This window comes from Hafnia sp. HMSC23F03 (assembly GCF_001816025.1).
Classification (GTDB): Bacteria; Pseudomonadota; Gammaproteobacteria; order Enterobacterales; family Enterobacteriaceae; genus Hafnia; species Hafnia paralvei.
This window is the reverse complement of record NZ_KV824222.1, coordinates 36,399-51,119: the sequence shown is the minus strand read 5'-3', so window position 1 is coordinate 51,119 and position 14,721 is coordinate 36,399. Positions and strand designations below refer to the sequence as shown.

The window sequence follows — 14,721 nt, the reverse complement described above, 5'->3', positions numbered from 1 at the left end:
TTATACAGATTATTGGAGATTATATCAGCGCCGTGAGCGAATCCAACCGTGAAATCTCAACGTGAGGTAACAAACGGCTATCTGAGGCCGTTGTTAGGCTACGTTCGCGGTCGTTGATCCAGCAAGCCTGCATGCCGCTGCGTATCGCGCCAGCTACGTCTGTAGTGAGATCGTCGCCGACATGTAGAATATGAGTCATTGGAACATTCAAACGTTGCTGTGCCGTACGGTACATGTCGTCATGAGGCTTTGAGCGACCGTCTGGACCTGAACGCAGAATAAACGCAAAGTAATCAGCGAGGCCAAACAAGGTCGGATCGGCGTTACCGTTAGTAATGGCTGCCAAAGGAACCTTTTCTGCCAACGCTCGCAGCGTGGTATGCGTAGATTCCGGTACCGTAATCTGGCTGCGCCAGTGAGCAAAATTTTCCATTGCAGAATCAGCACCCGCGCTAGCCTGCGCTTCACTAAAGCCGCCACGTGTTAGCGCTAAATACACCGCTTGCCAGCGCCATGCGGTCACATCGTGACAAATTTCTGGGTCTTTGGCGCGGAGTTCTGCGCGTAAACGCTGCCAGTCTGCACTTTGCCACTCGCGTAACGGTTCAAAATTTTGCTGTAAAAATGCCAATGATTCCCGCTCGGTACGCATGATGACCGGATGGTTATCATACAGCGTATCATCAAGATCAAAGGTGAAAGCCGCAATCGCTTTGAGCGGGCGATAAAAATGGAGATTCGAATACATCAGGATTTTCCTCGTTTAGCGCGTGGATGCGCCGCATCGTACACCTTCGCCAAATGTTGGAAATCAAGGTGGGTATAGATTTGGGTCGTCGTCAGATTAGCGTGGCCAAGAAGCTCTTGCACCGCACGCAGGTCGCCGCTAGATTCCAGCATGTGCGTTGCAAACGAGTGGCGTAGTTTATGCGGGTTGATATGGCTGGTGACGCCCTGTTTAACGCCCCATTCGGCAAACCGCTTCTGTACGCTGCGCACAGAAATTCGCTTTCCCAATTTGGATACAAAAACCGCATCATCAACCGGATCGAAAATTTCACGCAATGGTAGCCACTGCTCTAACCAATGGATCGCGGTGCGACCAATGGGTAGTTTACGCTCTTTACTCCCTTTCCCCATCACCCAGACTTCGCCCGAAGCCATATTCATGTGACGACAGTCGAGCCCTACCAGCTCGGAAAGACGGAGGCCTGCGCCATACATCACCTCAAGCATAGTGCGATCGCGAACAGCGAGGGGATCGCTGGAATCAATCTCCAGCAGGCGGTTGACGTCATCGACGTCGAGATTTTTAGGTAAATGACGCGCTTGTTTGGGGGCACTAATCCCCTTGGCAGGATTGACAGACATGACGCCTTGGCTGACTTGCCAATCGAGAAAGCTACGCAACGAAGAGAGGCGAAGCGCAATACTGGCCGCCTCCAGCCCCTTGCGTTTGCTGCGCGCAGTAATCATGCGTACCTGATTGGAATCAAGCTGCCGCCAGTCACGTAGACCCGAGGCCGAAATAATCTCAATAATCGCCATCAGTTGATGATGATAGCTTTCAATAGTATGCGGGCTGAGCTGGCGCTCGACGCGCAAAAAACGCAGAAACGCCTCCACGGGTAACGCTAACGTCTGGGTTTCTACGCTCATTGGCGTTCAATCCATCGGCTTATTAGCCCCGGCATCAGCAAGGCAAGTTGATCGAGCAACACGGTGCCCTGACCTTGCTGATAATGATGGCTGTCACGGCTACTAAAGATAATTAGCCCTAAATCACCAAATTCGCCCATCAGAGATAGCGCCACCGAGCCCACCATTTTGGCCTGCGGTAATACTAGCAGCAACTCAGGGCCGTTCAACGTCCCGAGATAGTGGTTCTGATTGCCGAGCCGTTGGATCCGCATCATCTCAAAGTCATTGCGCGAAAGAGCTAAATGAGCAAAGTCAGATGGCGCATTCAGATACCATTTATCGCTAAACAAACGGATATTCGCGCCTGCCAGCCCAAGAGAACGTGCCCAGCGATTAAAGCGCTGGAGGAAATCAGAGAGGCTGTCAGCCCCTGCCAAATGGCCTTGTAACTCTAACAAACGATTAAATAAAACTTCATTGGCGCTGGCCTGTTCCATCAGCAACGTGATCTCTTCTTCCAGATTGAAGATATGCTGACGTTGTCGATTCAACTGCCATTCAACTAATGAAACAGCACCGCGCACCGGGTGGGGAACCTGCATCTGTTCCACATTGCGCGCATTACGAATGAAGAAGTCAGGGTTCTGTAGCAGATACTCCATCACCTGTGCATCATTTAGCGCCAGATTGTCCAATACCCGATCTTCGATGTCGCTCATAGTTGTCTATCGCTCACTCATAAACGGATGAATTATAGGTGTATGAAGCCGTCATAAACATGCGTAGCTGGCCCTGTCATAAACAGCGGATTATCCGGCCCATTCCAGCGAATTTGCAGGCGGCCGCCAGGCAAATCAACCTGTACATTCTCATCTAACAGGCCTTGCTGAATACCCACGGCAACCGCAGCACAAGCACCACTGCCGCAGGCTTGTGTTTCGCCTGCACCGCGTTCATACACTCTCAATTTGATCTGATTACGGTTAATTACCTGCATAAAGCCAACGTTTACCCGTTCAGGGAAGCGCTCATGACTTTCCAGAACCGGACCAATGGTTTCAACTAATGCAGTTTCAACGTCATCGACCTGTAACACACAGTGCGGATTTCCCATGGATACCGCGCCGCATAGAATGGTGTGTTCAGCCGCGCGCATGATATAGGTTTTTTCTGCTTTCACCGCTTTGAACGGGATCTTTGATGGCTCAAAAATCGGTTCACCCATATTCACCGTGACCAGCTCGTCGTCGCTGACCTTCAACACCATACGGCCATTCTGCGTGCTTACGCGAATTTCACGTTTATTGGTCAATCCTTTCAACCGGACAAAACGGGCAAAACAGCGCGCGCCATTGCCACACTGTCCGACCTCACTGCCATCGGCGTTAAAGATTCGGTAGTGAAAATCTAAATCAGGATCGTAGGGCGGTTCGACAATCAGCATCTGGTCGAAGCCCACACCATTGTGTCGATCGGACAGACGGCGGATAAGCTCCGGCGAGAAGTAAACGTTTTGTGTTACAGCATCAACGACCATGAAATCGTTGCCTAAACCGTGCATTTTAGAGAACTGCATACCTACCTCTCAACCCTACGTCTTAACTTCCGTCGTCACCTAAATAACATCCTGACAGTTCTCGCTATCTTGGATTATTGGCCTTGCTCTACACCGGCAATATTAGAGGGTGTATTCGCCCCCTGATTAGCAGCAGGTGCATTAGTTTGTGTATCTGGCTGGCTCTGTTTTGCCGCTGGCGCATCAGCCGGTGGGAAGTACAAAGGCCCTTTCAAACCGCAACCTGCAAGGCCGAATAGGGAAAAAGCCACCAAGGCCAGACGAAATTGTTTTTTCATGGTCATTACCATTTATTGTATTAATGCGTGTGGATCCAACTTATAAGCTCTCTATAATCGCAGTTGGACCCTGAAAAGCAATAGGAAATGAATATGAACGATACCGAGTTTCACCAGTTAGCAGATAAGCTGATGTTAAACATCGAAGAGGCCATTGACGCTTATGAAGGTGATGCCGACATCGATTACGAAACCAATGGCGGAGTGATGACGCTGACTTTTGAAAATGGCAGCAAAATCGTGATCAACCGTCAGGAGCCATTGCATCAGATATGGCTAGCAACCAAAGCGGGCGGCTATCACTTCAACTTCCGCGATACCGGATGGATCTGCGACCGTAGCGGCGAAGAGTTTTACGCCCTGCTGTCAACGGCGTGCAGCGCACAGTCTGGTGAAGAGATTAAGATCTCTTGATAGGGAATACGTTGGGCGAAGCCAACAGCATCAGCGATTGATGTGAGAAAAAAACGCCTTGTCATGAGATATTCATGACAAGGAAGTATTTATACCGCCGATACTTTACGTTGCATAACGCTAAAGGGTAGATTCCTTACTGTTTGCAATGCAAACTCTATACGGTATATATCATCAAAATAAATAAAGGATGACACTCAAAATATAAAGAAATGATACATTCCATCAATAGGCGCACAACTCATAGATGTTAACATCAGGTATTAGAATGTATATGCCATCCCAACACGGAAACGAGTTTGACGATCCTCTGAGGAAGAAGAAACAGAAACATTACCGACTTCAACATAAGGAGTAATGTTATCTATTTTATAAGAAGTGCGGAAATTATATTCATAATCATCTTTATCATTATTATAAATGACCTGGTCTGATTTTTTATATAATGCATTAAGCTCAAATCCAAGGTTGCCTACATTATATCCAAGCCAAACATCGCCGCGATTCATATGGCCATCATCTTTATCCACCTCTGAACCACTATCGGTGTTACGACTATATTCATAGCGGTAACGCCCAGCCACCCACCACTGATCATTAATATTATATTGAACTCGAAGGTATGGCTTATAAATAGCCGTTGATGAGGCCGTTTCCAATACAAAGCCAGGCTGTATAACAAAATCTGAGGTTGAGAATTGATAGCTTAGCGTATACTCATCGCCGTTATCACCGAACTCACTGAATGGTCGCTCTTGGTCATCCCCGCCTGAACGGGTTTTGGCCTCTACGGCGAAACCAAAACCATTGTCAAAGCGATGTGAAATGTAAACGCGATCGTAGTTTGCTTTTGAGTCGTCAAGATACTCATGACGCAAATCGACCATAACTGCGCTAGCTGTGCTGGATAATAGAGGTAATAATAGAAACGCGATTTTCTTCATCATTAACATTCCATATTAAACGAGGAGCCCGGATTCAGGATCAAAAAAATAGTCTTACCATAATTAAAATCATATGGTCTCTGGCTACAATTCGGATTGCTTTAGAGATATACATAATTTCGCCAATATAAATCAGCAGAACGAACGTATTCTGACGAAGACTGTACATTTACACTTCTAAGTTCACCTTTGTATTTCTGCCAAGTAATAGTTTTTTATGGCATAGAATCAAAGCTCACAAGAATATAAATCACAACTTTAATAAAGGTAAAACCTCATTTAGAAAAAACACCACCTCTAATATGAAACTAACTATCAGATAAAGATTCATAATTATAAGTTAAGTATTATGATGCCAAATGAGTCTACTGGCACTTCGATATAGCCAGATGCATTTATGGATATTATATTTCAGGCATTCTGTATCATTCAAAATGGCTCAAGCGCGTCAAAGCAAATAGAATTAATGATGGCATATAGAATTTAAATGAAATAACGACATAGGTTAGTTTTAATAACACTATGTCGTTATATTTTTAATGCAGTTGGAACTGCTGTTTCAGCGGCGCGCCGTCGTTATCGTCGTTCACATTACACTGCGGCAAGGTGTTAGCACGAAACGGCATCACCTGTGAGCGACCATCAACGTTCACGATTTGATAGAACTGCGGCAGGTTGAAATTGATAAAACTTGAACCATAGGTGAAGCGATCGTGCGATGAAGAGTAGAAACGGCTAACATCACGCACCAGTTCTTCCTTACTGCCTTCGCAATGGTGATACACTTCTACGCGATTAGTTTCATCCAGAATATAGATGTTAAATCCTTCGTTATCACCATCTTCAAAGAAGAATTGAATAATCCCTTCGCTTGCGTAGCCATCAACCACCGCTGGCAAATGTACCTGCTCAGTTTCGACCTGAATAGATAAGCCATGCAGTTTGTTATTCGAAATCGCCCCGTAGAACTCAACGGCGTTCTCGAGTTTCTGCACCGAAACGCTTAAGCGCTCAAAGAACAGTCCCCAGGTTTGTCCCGCCACGCGTACGGCTTTGAAACGCCCTGGCTCGAGGCGAGTACTCGATAAGCGCAAATCAATACATTCAGATACCAACTGCTGCAACCGCGTACGGATCAAACCACGCAGATGCTGGCTATAACACAGAACTTCAACCGACTCCGGTGGCGCCGCGTCCTGATGCATTTTGCCTAAAATCGTTTTCAGCGCTTCCAACACCGCCTGCTCGCCGCTGAAGTGCAAAGTACGCACTTCATTCCACGAGTTACGGTACAGCAGGTCGATGCTGCCGACTAAACATTGCTGTTGTTGGCCAAAACTGAATACGTCCAGCTTGCGGAAGTCGAAATGTACCACCTGATTGCGAAACGCCGCCGTTGGATCGTTTTCCAAGTTGACGATAATTGCCAGATGACGGATTTCACATGGGCTATACAACGCTTTCGGCGATGGGGCTGGCAAACGTATAGGGAAATGCTGAGACACATCATGAACCAGCTCCTGTAGTTTATTAATATCGCACAGGTTGTTATTGCTCTTGATGTGTAGCTTGGTATCCGCAGTCAGCAGTCCATTGAAATACGCCCACGCCACAAGTTTGTTCAGATAGCGGTTATATTCCAGCGGTTGATGACTGATGATCGTGTCGATAGTCGGCGCTTGATTGTACAAATACCAGCCAGTACGGTTGGCTCGGCCAATCGGCACGTGAATAAAGGTTAGGTTTTTTTCTGATAAATCGGGAGAAATCTGCGGGTTCACCAGCGTGACTTTACCCGGCAATGCCTCAAACGCCGCATAGAGTTTACGGGTGAGCACCCCGATATCCTGCGGGCTGGCGCTTACGCTAAGATTATTTCGACGCGCAAAGCGGATCAGATTGCGGTAACTCTGCATCATGGCATCTAACAGCTCATTATGCGCTTCGCGTACCCGTTCGATTTTCCAGTTAGCGCGATCGTCGAGCACTTCAATGCGCTCTTGACCCCAGCCCCAAGATTCAACCAACTGGCTCAGAATCTCACGTCGCCAGCCTACGCAGGCGCGGCTACGTGACAATTTTTCACACACTTTCAGGTAGAAGCAGCGGCGAGCTAAATCGAGACGCGCAGTATCGTTAATCTGCTCCAGATAATGCGTCACACGCTCTAGCATCATGCAGTAAGGGTCAAGCCCGAAAGAGACAATCTCCCCCTTGTGCAAACGCTGCTTAATCGTGATCGCGAGCAACTCAGCATTCGGGTATTCCCACGAATAAGCTTCGAGCAACAAGGTTTTCAGCACGGCCTTGTAAGGAGAATCGATACTTTTATATAGCTGCCACAGACTCGCACCAAAGTACTCTTCCGCGGAAAGTGAACTAAGGCCGCCAAGGTCTAGCCATTCGTTTGGCGTTAACGCGCCCTGAGAGTACAGCGACATGACGTATTCGTCATAGTGTGCTTCTTCTTCGCTTGGCACCATATTCCACAGAATACGCTTGCCCGCTAGACGTACCGCAGTGCGGTAGAACTCATCAAGCAAGAGAATATGCTGGGTGGAGCCACAATCTTCCCCGCCTAAACTCCCGCTTTCATTATGGCGGAAACGGTTTTCATCGATGAGGAAGAAGCTAACCTCCACGCCAAGCGACGCAGCCCATTTTTCCAACCGTGTACATTTTTGCTGTAACCGATTGCGCTCATCGCCATCCAACCAAGATTGGTGGCATACCCAAATGTCCAAATCCGAACTACAGCTTTGCCCGATGGATGAAGTGCTTCCCATTGAGTAAACGCCAGTGATCGGCAGTTGGCCGGGATTGTCCGCAGCAATAAAGCCGGGAGAACGGAGATCGATTTCATGTAAATAGGTTTGCTGATTTTCATCAGGCGTGTAGAAGCAGATGCCGTGGGGAACGTTACCATCAAGGTAACCTGGCATCAGTGGGTGGTGGTAATGCAATAAGGTTGGCAGCAGACTGTAAACCTGTTGAAAGGCCGGCCCCATAGCCGCTAAAGCGCGATCAACCCGAAGTTGATTTATCGCATCCAGTCTCTGTTTCAGTGTCTCGATGTAGAGGTACAAGACGTTTCGCCTGATTATTCCAGTGTCTGAGAGAACCCTGTTTCCGTATCTCACCGTTTTTTAGTAAGAAATGTTTTAATAAGAAATTGCTGGAAACGTGATCAATCTAACACCTTGCTGGTTGACCGTAAAGTATGTAAAGCCACACACTTATTGTAGCGCCTTTCTTGTCGTTGATCTTACCGACTATTTCATCCTTTCCCCTTCCCAATTATTTTCCCATCAAACAGCCATTAGGTTCCAGCGCTGCAGGTTTGCTAACAAAATGATAGGATGAAGCATAGGATAAAAATGGATATTCATATGCAAGAAAATACGTCTCAGCCAAACCAGACCCTACGCATTGCTACCAGACAGAGCCCACTGGCACTGTGGCAGGCATATTATGTCCGCGATCATCTGCAAGCACATTGGCCAGATTTGACCGTGGAGTTGGTGCCTATGGTGACTCGCGGCGACGTTCTGCTGGATACTCCGTTGGCAAAAGTGGGCGGCAAAGGCCTGTTTGTGAAAGAGCTGGAGCTCGCATTACTGGATGGGCGTGCCGATATTGCCGTGCATTCAATGAAAGATGTTCCGGTCGCCTTCCCCGAAGGTTTAGGGCTAGTCACCATCTGCGAACGCGAAGATCCGCGCGATGCGTTTGTCTCGCCTAAATATGCACGTTTGGAAGACCTGCCTGAAGGCAGCATCGTTGGCACCTCTAGTCTGCGTCGTCAGTGTCAGCTAAGAGAGATTCGCCCAGACCTCATCGTGCGCGATCTGCGTGGCAACGTGGGAACTCGTTTAGCAAAACTGGATAACGGTGACTATGACGCTATTATTCTGGCCGCTGCGGGTTTGAAACGCTTAGAGCTTGAAGAACGTATCCGCTATGCACTACCGCCAGAACAATCTCTGCCAGCCGTCGGCCAAGGCGCGGTGGGGATAGAGTGCCGTTTAAATGATGTTCAGACCCAAGCGTTACTCGCTCCGCTTAATGATATTGATACCGCCACTCGCGTCAGCGCTGAACGCGCGATGAATACACGTTTGGAAGGGGGTTGTCAGGTTCCGATCGGCAGCTATTCTGAGCTGAATGGCGATGAAATATGGCTGCGTGCTTTAGTGGGGAAACCTGACGGCACCCTCATTATTCGCGGTGAACGCCGTGGCCCACGCGCTAAAGCCGCGGATCTGGGCGTTTCTCTGGCTGAAGAATTACTTGAACGCGGTGCACGGGAAATTCTGGAAGACGTTTATCAAGGGCAAACGCCACGATGAGTATTTTGGTCACTCGCCCATCACCAGCTGGTGAAGCCCTAGTCAGTAGACTGCGAACGCTGGGGCGAGCGGCCTATCATGTTCCGCTTATCGACTTTACGCCTGGTTCAGGGTTAACAACGTTACCCGCTCAGCTTCAACAGCTTGCTTCAGGCGATCTAGTTTTCGCCTTATCACAACATGCGGTACGCTATGCCCATCCCTATCTGCAAAGAAACGGAATGACATGGCCCCGTGAGCTCAGCTATTTTGCCATTGGACGCCCAACGGCGCTACGCCTACACACCGCCAGTGGCCTGCCCGTCGGTTATCCGCAGCCGCCAGAAACTTCTGAGTCCTTACTACTTCTCCCTGAATTAAGAGACATAGCAGGAAAGCGGGCACTAATATTACGTGGCAACGGTGGTCGAGAGTTATTAGCCGAAACATTGACCCAACGCGGCGTGAACGTAACACTGTGTGAATGCTATCAACGTTGTGCTATCCACTATAATGGTGCTGAACAAAGCGCTCACTGGCAACGGCAAGGGATTTCGACACTCGTCGTGACCAGTGGCGAAATGCTACAACAACTGTATGATTTAGTTCCTGATTACGATCGGATAATGTGGCTATTACATTGCCGTTTGATTGTGGTTAGCGAACGGTTAGCTACCCTCGCTCAGGCATTGGGCTGGAAAGACATTCAGGTAGCTGAAAGTGCTGATAATGACGCGCTGATCCGCGCGCTACAATAACTGACTATGGGAAGTGCCAAGATGACGGAACCGACAACCCCATCCGAAAAGGTTGAGGAAAAGAACACCGCGACTGAACACGAGATCCAGCCAGCATCTAATCTCAACAATAGTATCTCCAGTGAGCAGGTCGCTAAAACTGTGAAAAAAGAATCCGCTAAAGGGCCAGTGCTGGGCGCCATTGCCATTGTTTTGGTGATCGCGCTCGGTGCTGGTTTGTATTATCACGGCCACCAACAGGCCTTGGCGCAACAGGCTGAGAATAATGAGCTCAGCGATCAACTGACTGCGCTGCATAACGAGCAGGCACAAGAAAAACTGCGTATCAATGCGCTGATCAACCAACAAAATAAAGCGCTTAGCGTTGCCGATCAGTTGCAAACATCTCAGTCACAGCAGTTGAAAGAGCTAGAAGCCAAAGTTGCCGCGATTTCAGGTAGCGATGCGAAAAACTGGTTGCTCGCTCAGGCTGATTTTCTGGTTAAGCTAGCCGGTCGCAAGCTATGGAGCGATCAGGACGTCACAACCGCCGGTGCGCTGTTGAAAAGCGCCGATGAAAGTTTGGCTGAAATGAACGATCCAAGCCTGATCGATGTACGCCGTGCGCTGACTGAAGATATCGCATCATTAGCGAGCGTTAGCCAAATTGATTTTGATGGCATTATTCTCAAACTGAATCAGTTGTCTAATCAGGTCGACGATTTGCGTCTCGCTGACAATAACAGCGATGAGGCACCGATGGACGAAGATGACGGTGAAGTATCTAGCTCATTGACCGAATGGCGACAAAATTTGGTGAAAAGCTGGCATAACTTTATGTCTGAGTTTATCACTGTGCGTCGCCGCGACAGTAGCGCTGAGCCGCTGCTGGCACCAAACCAAGATGTGTACCTGCGTGAAAACATTCGCTCGCGCTTGCTGGTCGCCGCCCAAGCGGTACCACGCCATCAAAATGAAGTTTATCAGCAGTCCCTTGAAACCGTCTCTACGTGGGTACGTGCTTACTTCGATGTGAATGACCCCACGACAAAAGCCTTCCTGAGCCAGTTAGATGAGCTTAGTCAGCAGTCTATTAATATGGATGTCCCAACGGAGCTAAAAAGCCAACCACTGTTGGAAAAACTGATGCAAACCCGCGTGCGTAATCTGATGGCGACACCTTCTGTGCCAGCCTCCGCGCCCACAGCACAGGGAGAATAAGCATGCTTAAGGTCTTATTGCTATTTATCATCCTAATCGCAGGGATTGTATTGGGGCCCATGTTTGCCGGTCATCAGGGCTATGTTTTGATTCAGACGGATACCTACAACATCGAAACTAGCGTTACCGCGCTGGTGATCATGTTGATCCTGCTGATTGTTGTGTTATTCGCGATTGAGTGGATACTCCGCCGCGTCTTTCGCACTGGAGCGCGTACACGCGGCTGGTTCGTTGGTCGCAAGCGTACGCGCGCGCGCAAGCAAACTCGCGAAGGCTTAATGAAGCTTGCTGAAGGCGACTACACCCAAGTGGAAAAGCTGCTTTCCCGCAATGCCGATCACGCAGAACAACCTGTGGTTAACTATTTACTGGCGGCTGAAGCGGCACAGCAGCGCGGTGACGAACTACGCGTTAATCAGTATTTAGAGCGAGCTTCCGAAGTTGCTGACAGCAACCAACTTCCTGTCGATATCACTCGCGTGCGCATTCAATTGGCTCGCGGTGAAAATCATGCAGCACGCCACGGCGTTGACGCTCTGCTAAATGTTGCACCGCGTCATCCTGAAGTACTTCGTTTGGCAGAGCAGGCGTATGTCAGAACGCAGGCGTATCAGTCACTGCTTGAGATTTTACCCAGCCTTGCCAAAGCTAATGTTTATAACGATGACGAAATCCAGCAGCTACAGCTAAAAGCCTACATCGGTCTGATGAACGAACGCATGGCTAACGGTGGCAGCCTTGGTCTAAAAAGTTGGTGGAATGACCAAAGCCGCAAAACGCGTCATGAGACCGCTTTGCAAGTCGCAATGATAGAGCATCTCATCGAATGTAACGATCACGATACAGCCCAACAGATCTTGGTTGATGGGCTGAAACGTAAATTCGACGAGCGCTTAGTGCTCTTGATGCCAAAACTCAAATCAGGCAATCCTGAACAGTTAGAGAAGCTGTTAAATCAGCAAATTAAGCAACATGGCGCTAGCGCATTGCTCAACAGCACCTTAGGCCAACTATTGATGCGTCACGGCGAGTGGCAGCAGGCCAGCGAAGCCTTCCGTGCGGCGCTTAAACAGCGCCCAGACGCTTACGACTACGCTTGGTTAGCCGATGTGTTAGATAAACTCCATCGTCCTGAAGAGGCGGCTCAGATGCGACGTGATGGCCTATTACTGACGCTAAAGCAAGACCAGCCTGCTAATCCAGCCTAAGCACTTCTCGCTCTTCTTTTAAGCCCGCATAATGCGGGCTTTTTTATGTGATTTTTAGGCAAAAAAAACACCTGCCATAGGGCAAGTGTCTAAAAGGACAATCAGATCTTAGGACAACTGATTGGTGTCTCACTCAACGTTACGCCCGTGGGCTGATGAAGGGTCAAGACCACTATCATCAGGATCGGACAATAGACACCGTAAATTGGCTCTGCATCATTCGGAGGTTTATGAAGCTTTCGCAAACATAAGAAGGTGAATGAGCATCTACGTAGATAATAATGCACTTGGCGTGCCAACTTTGAAAACCAAGTCCTATCCAGCGATATTTTTATACTCAGTGCGCGACAGCAAGCTTGCGCGAGGCAATTTATAAAAGCAGCAGGCTAATTCACTCATCGTCTCGTAGAGTCACAGAACCCGTTTACCCATCAATGTGTCGCTCACCAACGACACCTTTCTTTGCTAGATAAATTCATATTTAAAATCAATGAATTATGAGTCTCAATTCAGAGACATAGCCAATAAGCTATGTCGTTAAAAACCAACATAGTGAAAATTGTTTGATTGATCAGAAGAGTAACAAGGCTGGGATTAGAGGCAAATAGAACTAAAAGGCGAAACCAAAAAGAAAATATCAGAGGATTGTTTGAGGAATTTTAGATGAAAAAAAACCCCGCATTGCGGGGTCTTTCTCAAGAGTGGTCGGCGAGAGAGGATTCGAACCTCCGACCCACTGGTCCCAAACCAGTTGCGCTACCAAGCTGCGCTACTCGCCGATGCAATTCTTTTCACCCATAATACTCAGTTGCATTAGGGCTTTCTAACTCTTTGAACACGATTTTATTCTACAAATCACATTCAATTAATTGGTCGGCGAGAGAGGATTCGAACCTCCGACCCACTGGTCCCAAACCAGTTGCGCTACCAAGCTGCGCTACTCGCCGATAACTCTGACTTACGCCTAAGAGTTCGTACTACTGAATGACCTCGGTCATTTTACTACTCACAGATTACCAATTCTAGATTGGTTGTGGTGCGAAGAGAGGGACTTGAACCCTCACGTCCGTAAGAACACTAACACCTGAAGCTAGCGCGTCTACCAATTCCGCCACCTTCGCAATGCCACTTAAATCTGGGGTGGCTAATGGGACTCGAACCCACGACAACTGGAATCACAATCCAGGGCTCTACCAACTGAGCTATAGCCACCATCAATTCTTATAACGCGGTATCGTATTTTGTACTGCATACCACCGCAGCTCTTGCACACAAAGCTTCGTAAAGCTCTTTAAAAAAACTGGTGCGCCCGACAGGATTCGAACCTGAGACCTCTGCCTCCGGAGGGCAGCGCTCTATCCAGCTGAGCTACGGGCGCTTAGCGCCGTTGCGGGAACGGATATTACGGACTTGGTGCCATGCTGTCTAGTGCTTTTTGTCATAAATATCGCGTTTGATTAGACTTTGCGCATTCTGACGCAAATGTCGACGCTTTACCCTACGACTTCTATCAAATCATCACTGTTTATCAGCTATCGATGATTTATTTCCCAACCGCGTTAACGAATAAACATACTGAATACAGCGAATAAAGATAAGACATTAAGGGGAGAAAGCCCCTTTGGTCTACACGCTATAAACGCCCGCCGTAGTAATACCCTAAAAACTTAAGCAACTTGAACTGACGACGCCAACGCGTTGGCTGAGCTAATAAACGGTATAGCCACTCCAGCCCAAGATTCTGCCATACCCTAGGCGCACGCTTTACATGTCCGGTGAAAACATCATAAGTACCGCCAACACCCATATACAGCGCATCAGGATAAACGTTGCGACAGTCACGCATCAGGATTTCCTGTTTTGGCGATCCCATGGCTACCGTCACTATTTTTGCACCACTTGCGCGAATACGTTCAAACAAGGCAGTACGTTCTTCAGGTTTAAAGTAACCATCTTGGCTACCTACAATATTAACATTCCACTGCTGACGCAGCTTGGCTTCGGTTTCAGCTAAAATTTCAGGCTTGCCGCCGATAAGGAAAACAGGCGTTCCCTTCTCTCCCGCACGCTGCATTAGCGCTTCCCAGAGATCAGCTCCTGCAACGCGACTAAGTTGAGCTCCAGGGTATTTGCGGCGAATAGCACGAACCATGCTGATGCCATCGCAATACTTGTATTCAGCTGCATCGATCAAATCGCGCAGAGGCTTATCGACCTCAGCGGTCATCACTTTCTCAGCGTTAATTGCCACCAAAGTACCGGTTTTCAGTTCACCGTCATCAAACAGATGCTCAAGAAACTGCGGCATATCACGGAAGCCCCAAAGCTCGATGCCTCTAATGTCATATTTAGGGATGGGGTTCGTCGTCTGCAT

Annotated in this window: 13 protein-coding genes and 5 tRNA genes; 5 read left to right on the top strand and 13 right to left on the bottom strand. The window is 48.3% G+C overall.

The annotated features are described in order from the left end of the window. Positions 1-19: 19 nt before the first annotated feature. The 5 genes from yigB to HMPREF3091_RS10235 form a co-directional block, all read right to left on the bottom strand. Positions 20-748, bottom strand: coding sequence for a 5-amino-6-(5-phospho-D-ribitylamino)uracil phosphatase YigB (yigB, locus tag HMPREF3091_RS10255; protein WP_070715666.1), 729 nt, complete (start codon positions 746-748; stop codon positions 20-22). Next, positions 748-1,659 (bottom strand): tyrosine recombinase XerC, encoded by a 912-nt coding sequence (xerC, locus tag HMPREF3091_RS10250; protein WP_070715664.1) that lies wholly within the window; start codon positions 1,657-1,659, stop codon positions 748-750. The genes yigB and xerC overlap by 1 nt, the downstream gene beginning before the upstream one ends. Beyond that, positions 1,656-2,360, bottom strand: a complete 705-nt coding sequence (locus tag HMPREF3091_RS10245; protein ID WP_004089291.1) for a DUF484 domain-containing protein — start codon at positions 2,358-2,360, stop codon at positions 1,656-1,658. Before HMPREF3091_RS10245 ends, xerC begins: the two co-directional genes overlap by 4 nt. 32 nt (positions 2,361-2,392) lie before the next feature. Then, entirely contained in the window at positions 2,393-3,217 is an 825-nt protein-coding gene (dapF, locus tag HMPREF3091_RS10240) for a diaminopimelate epimerase (RefSeq protein WP_004089289.1), read from the bottom strand. 74 nt (positions 3,218-3,291) lie between these two features. After that, the gene (locus tag HMPREF3091_RS10235) at positions 3,292-3,495 is read right to left on the bottom strand and encodes an LPS translocon maturation chaperone LptM (protein ID WP_035502137.1); all 204 of its coding nucleotides are present in this window, start codon (positions 3,493-3,495) and stop codon (positions 3,292-3,294) included. Between the two features lie 93 nt (positions 3,496-3,588). Between HMPREF3091_RS10235 and cyaY the strand changes: the two genes are divergently transcribed. Next, the gene (gene cyaY, locus HMPREF3091_RS10230; protein WP_008815847.1) at positions 3,589-3,909 is read left to right on the top strand and encodes an iron donor protein CyaY; all 321 of its coding nucleotides are present in this window, start codon (positions 3,589-3,591) and stop codon (positions 3,907-3,909) included. A gap of 263 nt (positions 3,910-4,172) precedes the next feature. Here cyaY and HMPREF3091_RS10225 read toward each other — a convergent pair whose 3' ends face one another. Beyond that, positions 4,173-4,853, bottom strand: a complete 681-nt coding sequence (locus HMPREF3091_RS10225) for an oligogalacturonate-specific porin KdgM family protein (RefSeq protein WP_118938809.1) — start codon at positions 4,851-4,853, stop codon at positions 4,173-4,175. A 536-nt stretch (positions 4,854-5,389) separates the two neighbouring features. Further along, positions 5,390-7,939, bottom strand: coding sequence for a class I adenylate cyclase (locus HMPREF3091_RS10220; RefSeq protein ID WP_070715663.1), 2,550 nt, complete (start codon positions 7,937-7,939; stop codon positions 5,390-5,392). 303 nt (positions 7,940-8,242) lie between these two features. Between HMPREF3091_RS10220 and hemC the strand changes: the two genes are divergently transcribed. Genes hemC through hemY form a run of 4 tightly spaced genes read left to right on the top strand, consistent with a single transcriptional unit; the run spans position 8,243 to position 12,347 of the window. Next, positions 8,243-9,202: a hydroxymethylbilane synthase gene (gene hemC, locus HMPREF3091_RS10215; protein WP_070715724.1), complete on the top strand. Its 960-nt coding sequence runs from the start codon at positions 8,243-8,245 to the stop codon at positions 9,200-9,202. Next, positions 9,199-9,939 carry a uroporphyrinogen-III synthase gene (gene hemD / locus HMPREF3091_RS10210; protein WP_070715661.1) on the top strand — a complete coding sequence of 247 codons (741 nt, stop codon included), beginning with the start codon at positions 9,199-9,201 and terminating at the stop codon, positions 9,937-9,939. Before hemC ends, hemD begins: the two co-directional genes overlap by 4 nt. 21 nt (positions 9,940-9,960) lie before the next feature. After that, on the top strand, positions 9,961-11,139 hold the full coding sequence (gene hemX / locus HMPREF3091_RS10205; RefSeq protein ID WP_070715660.1) for a uroporphyrinogen-III C-methyltransferase: 1,179 nt from the start codon (positions 9,961-9,963) through the stop codon (positions 11,137-11,139). 2 nt (positions 11,140-11,141) lie between these two features. Then, positions 11,142-12,347, top strand: coding sequence for a protoheme IX biogenesis protein HemY (hemY, locus tag HMPREF3091_RS10200; protein ID WP_039189825.1), 1,206 nt, complete (start codon positions 11,142-11,144; stop codon positions 12,345-12,347). A gap of 702 nt (positions 12,348-13,049) precedes the next feature. Here the strand turns inward: hemY and HMPREF3091_RS10195 are convergent. The 6 genes from HMPREF3091_RS10195 to wecG form a co-directional block, all read right to left on the bottom strand. Then, positions 13,050-13,126: transfer RNA gene (locus HMPREF3091_RS10195), tRNA-Pro, on the bottom strand. A 91-nt stretch (positions 13,127-13,217) separates the two neighbouring features. Continuing rightward, a tRNA-Pro gene (locus tag HMPREF3091_RS10190) sits at positions 13,218-13,294 on the bottom strand. 87 nt (positions 13,295-13,381) lie between these two features. Next, positions 13,382-13,468 (bottom strand) — tRNA-Leu (locus HMPREF3091_RS10185). A gap of 15 nt (positions 13,469-13,483) precedes the next feature. After that, positions 13,484-13,559 (bottom strand) — tRNA-His (locus tag HMPREF3091_RS10180). An 89-nt stretch (positions 13,560-13,648) separates the two neighbouring features. Then, positions 13,649-13,725: transfer RNA gene (locus tag HMPREF3091_RS10175), tRNA-Arg, on the bottom strand. A 255-nt stretch (positions 13,726-13,980) separates the two neighbouring features. After that, on the bottom strand, positions 13,981-14,721 hold the full coding sequence (gene wecG / locus HMPREF3091_RS10170) for a lipopolysaccharide N-acetylmannosaminouronosyltransferase (protein ID WP_371328684.1): 741 nt from the start codon (positions 14,719-14,721) through the stop codon (positions 13,981-13,983).

Excerpts from the sequence above, each read along its gene's own strand:
- yigB (WP_070715666.1), bottom strand. The coding sequence starts at position 748 with ATGTATTCGAATCTCCATTTTTATCGCCCGCTCAAAGCGATTGCGGCT.
- xerC (WP_070715664.1), bottom strand. The coding sequence starts at position 1,659 with ATGAGCGTAGAAACCCAGACGTTAGCGTTACCCGTGGAGGCGTTTCTG.
- HMPREF3091_RS10245 (WP_004089291.1), bottom strand. The coding sequence starts at position 2,360 with ATGAGCGACATCGAAGATCGGGTATTGGACAATCTGGCGCTAAATGAT.
- dapF (WP_004089289.1), bottom strand. The coding sequence starts at position 3,217 with ATGCAGTTCTCTAAAATGCACGGTTTAGGCAACGATTTCATGGTCGTT.
- HMPREF3091_RS10235 (WP_035502137.1), bottom strand. The coding sequence starts at position 3,495 with ATGAAAAAACAATTTCGTCTGGCCTTGGTGGCTTTTTCCCTATTCGGC.
- cyaY (WP_008815847.1), top strand. The coding sequence starts at position 3,589 with ATGAACGATACCGAGTTTCACCAGTTAGCAGATAAGCTGATGTTAAAC.
- HMPREF3091_RS10225 (WP_118938809.1), bottom strand. The coding sequence starts at position 4,853 with ATGAAGAAAATCGCGTTTCTATTATTACCTCTATTATCCAGCACAGCT.
- hemC (WP_070715724.1), top strand. The coding sequence starts at position 8,243 with ATGCAAGAAAATACGTCTCAGCCAAACCAGACCCTACGCATTGCTACC.
- hemD (WP_070715661.1), top strand. The coding sequence starts at position 9,199 with ATGAGTATTTTGGTCACTCGCCCATCACCAGCTGGTGAAGCCCTAGTC.
- hemX (WP_070715660.1), top strand. The coding sequence starts at position 9,961 with ATGACGGAACCGACAACCCCATCCGAAAAGGTTGAGGAAAAGAACACC.
- hemY (WP_039189825.1), top strand. The coding sequence starts at position 11,142 with ATGCTTAAGGTCTTATTGCTATTTATCATCCTAATCGCAGGGATTGTA.
- wecG (WP_371328684.1), bottom strand. The coding sequence starts at position 14,721 with ATGCAGACGACGAACCCCATCCCTAAATATGACATTAGAGGCATCGAG.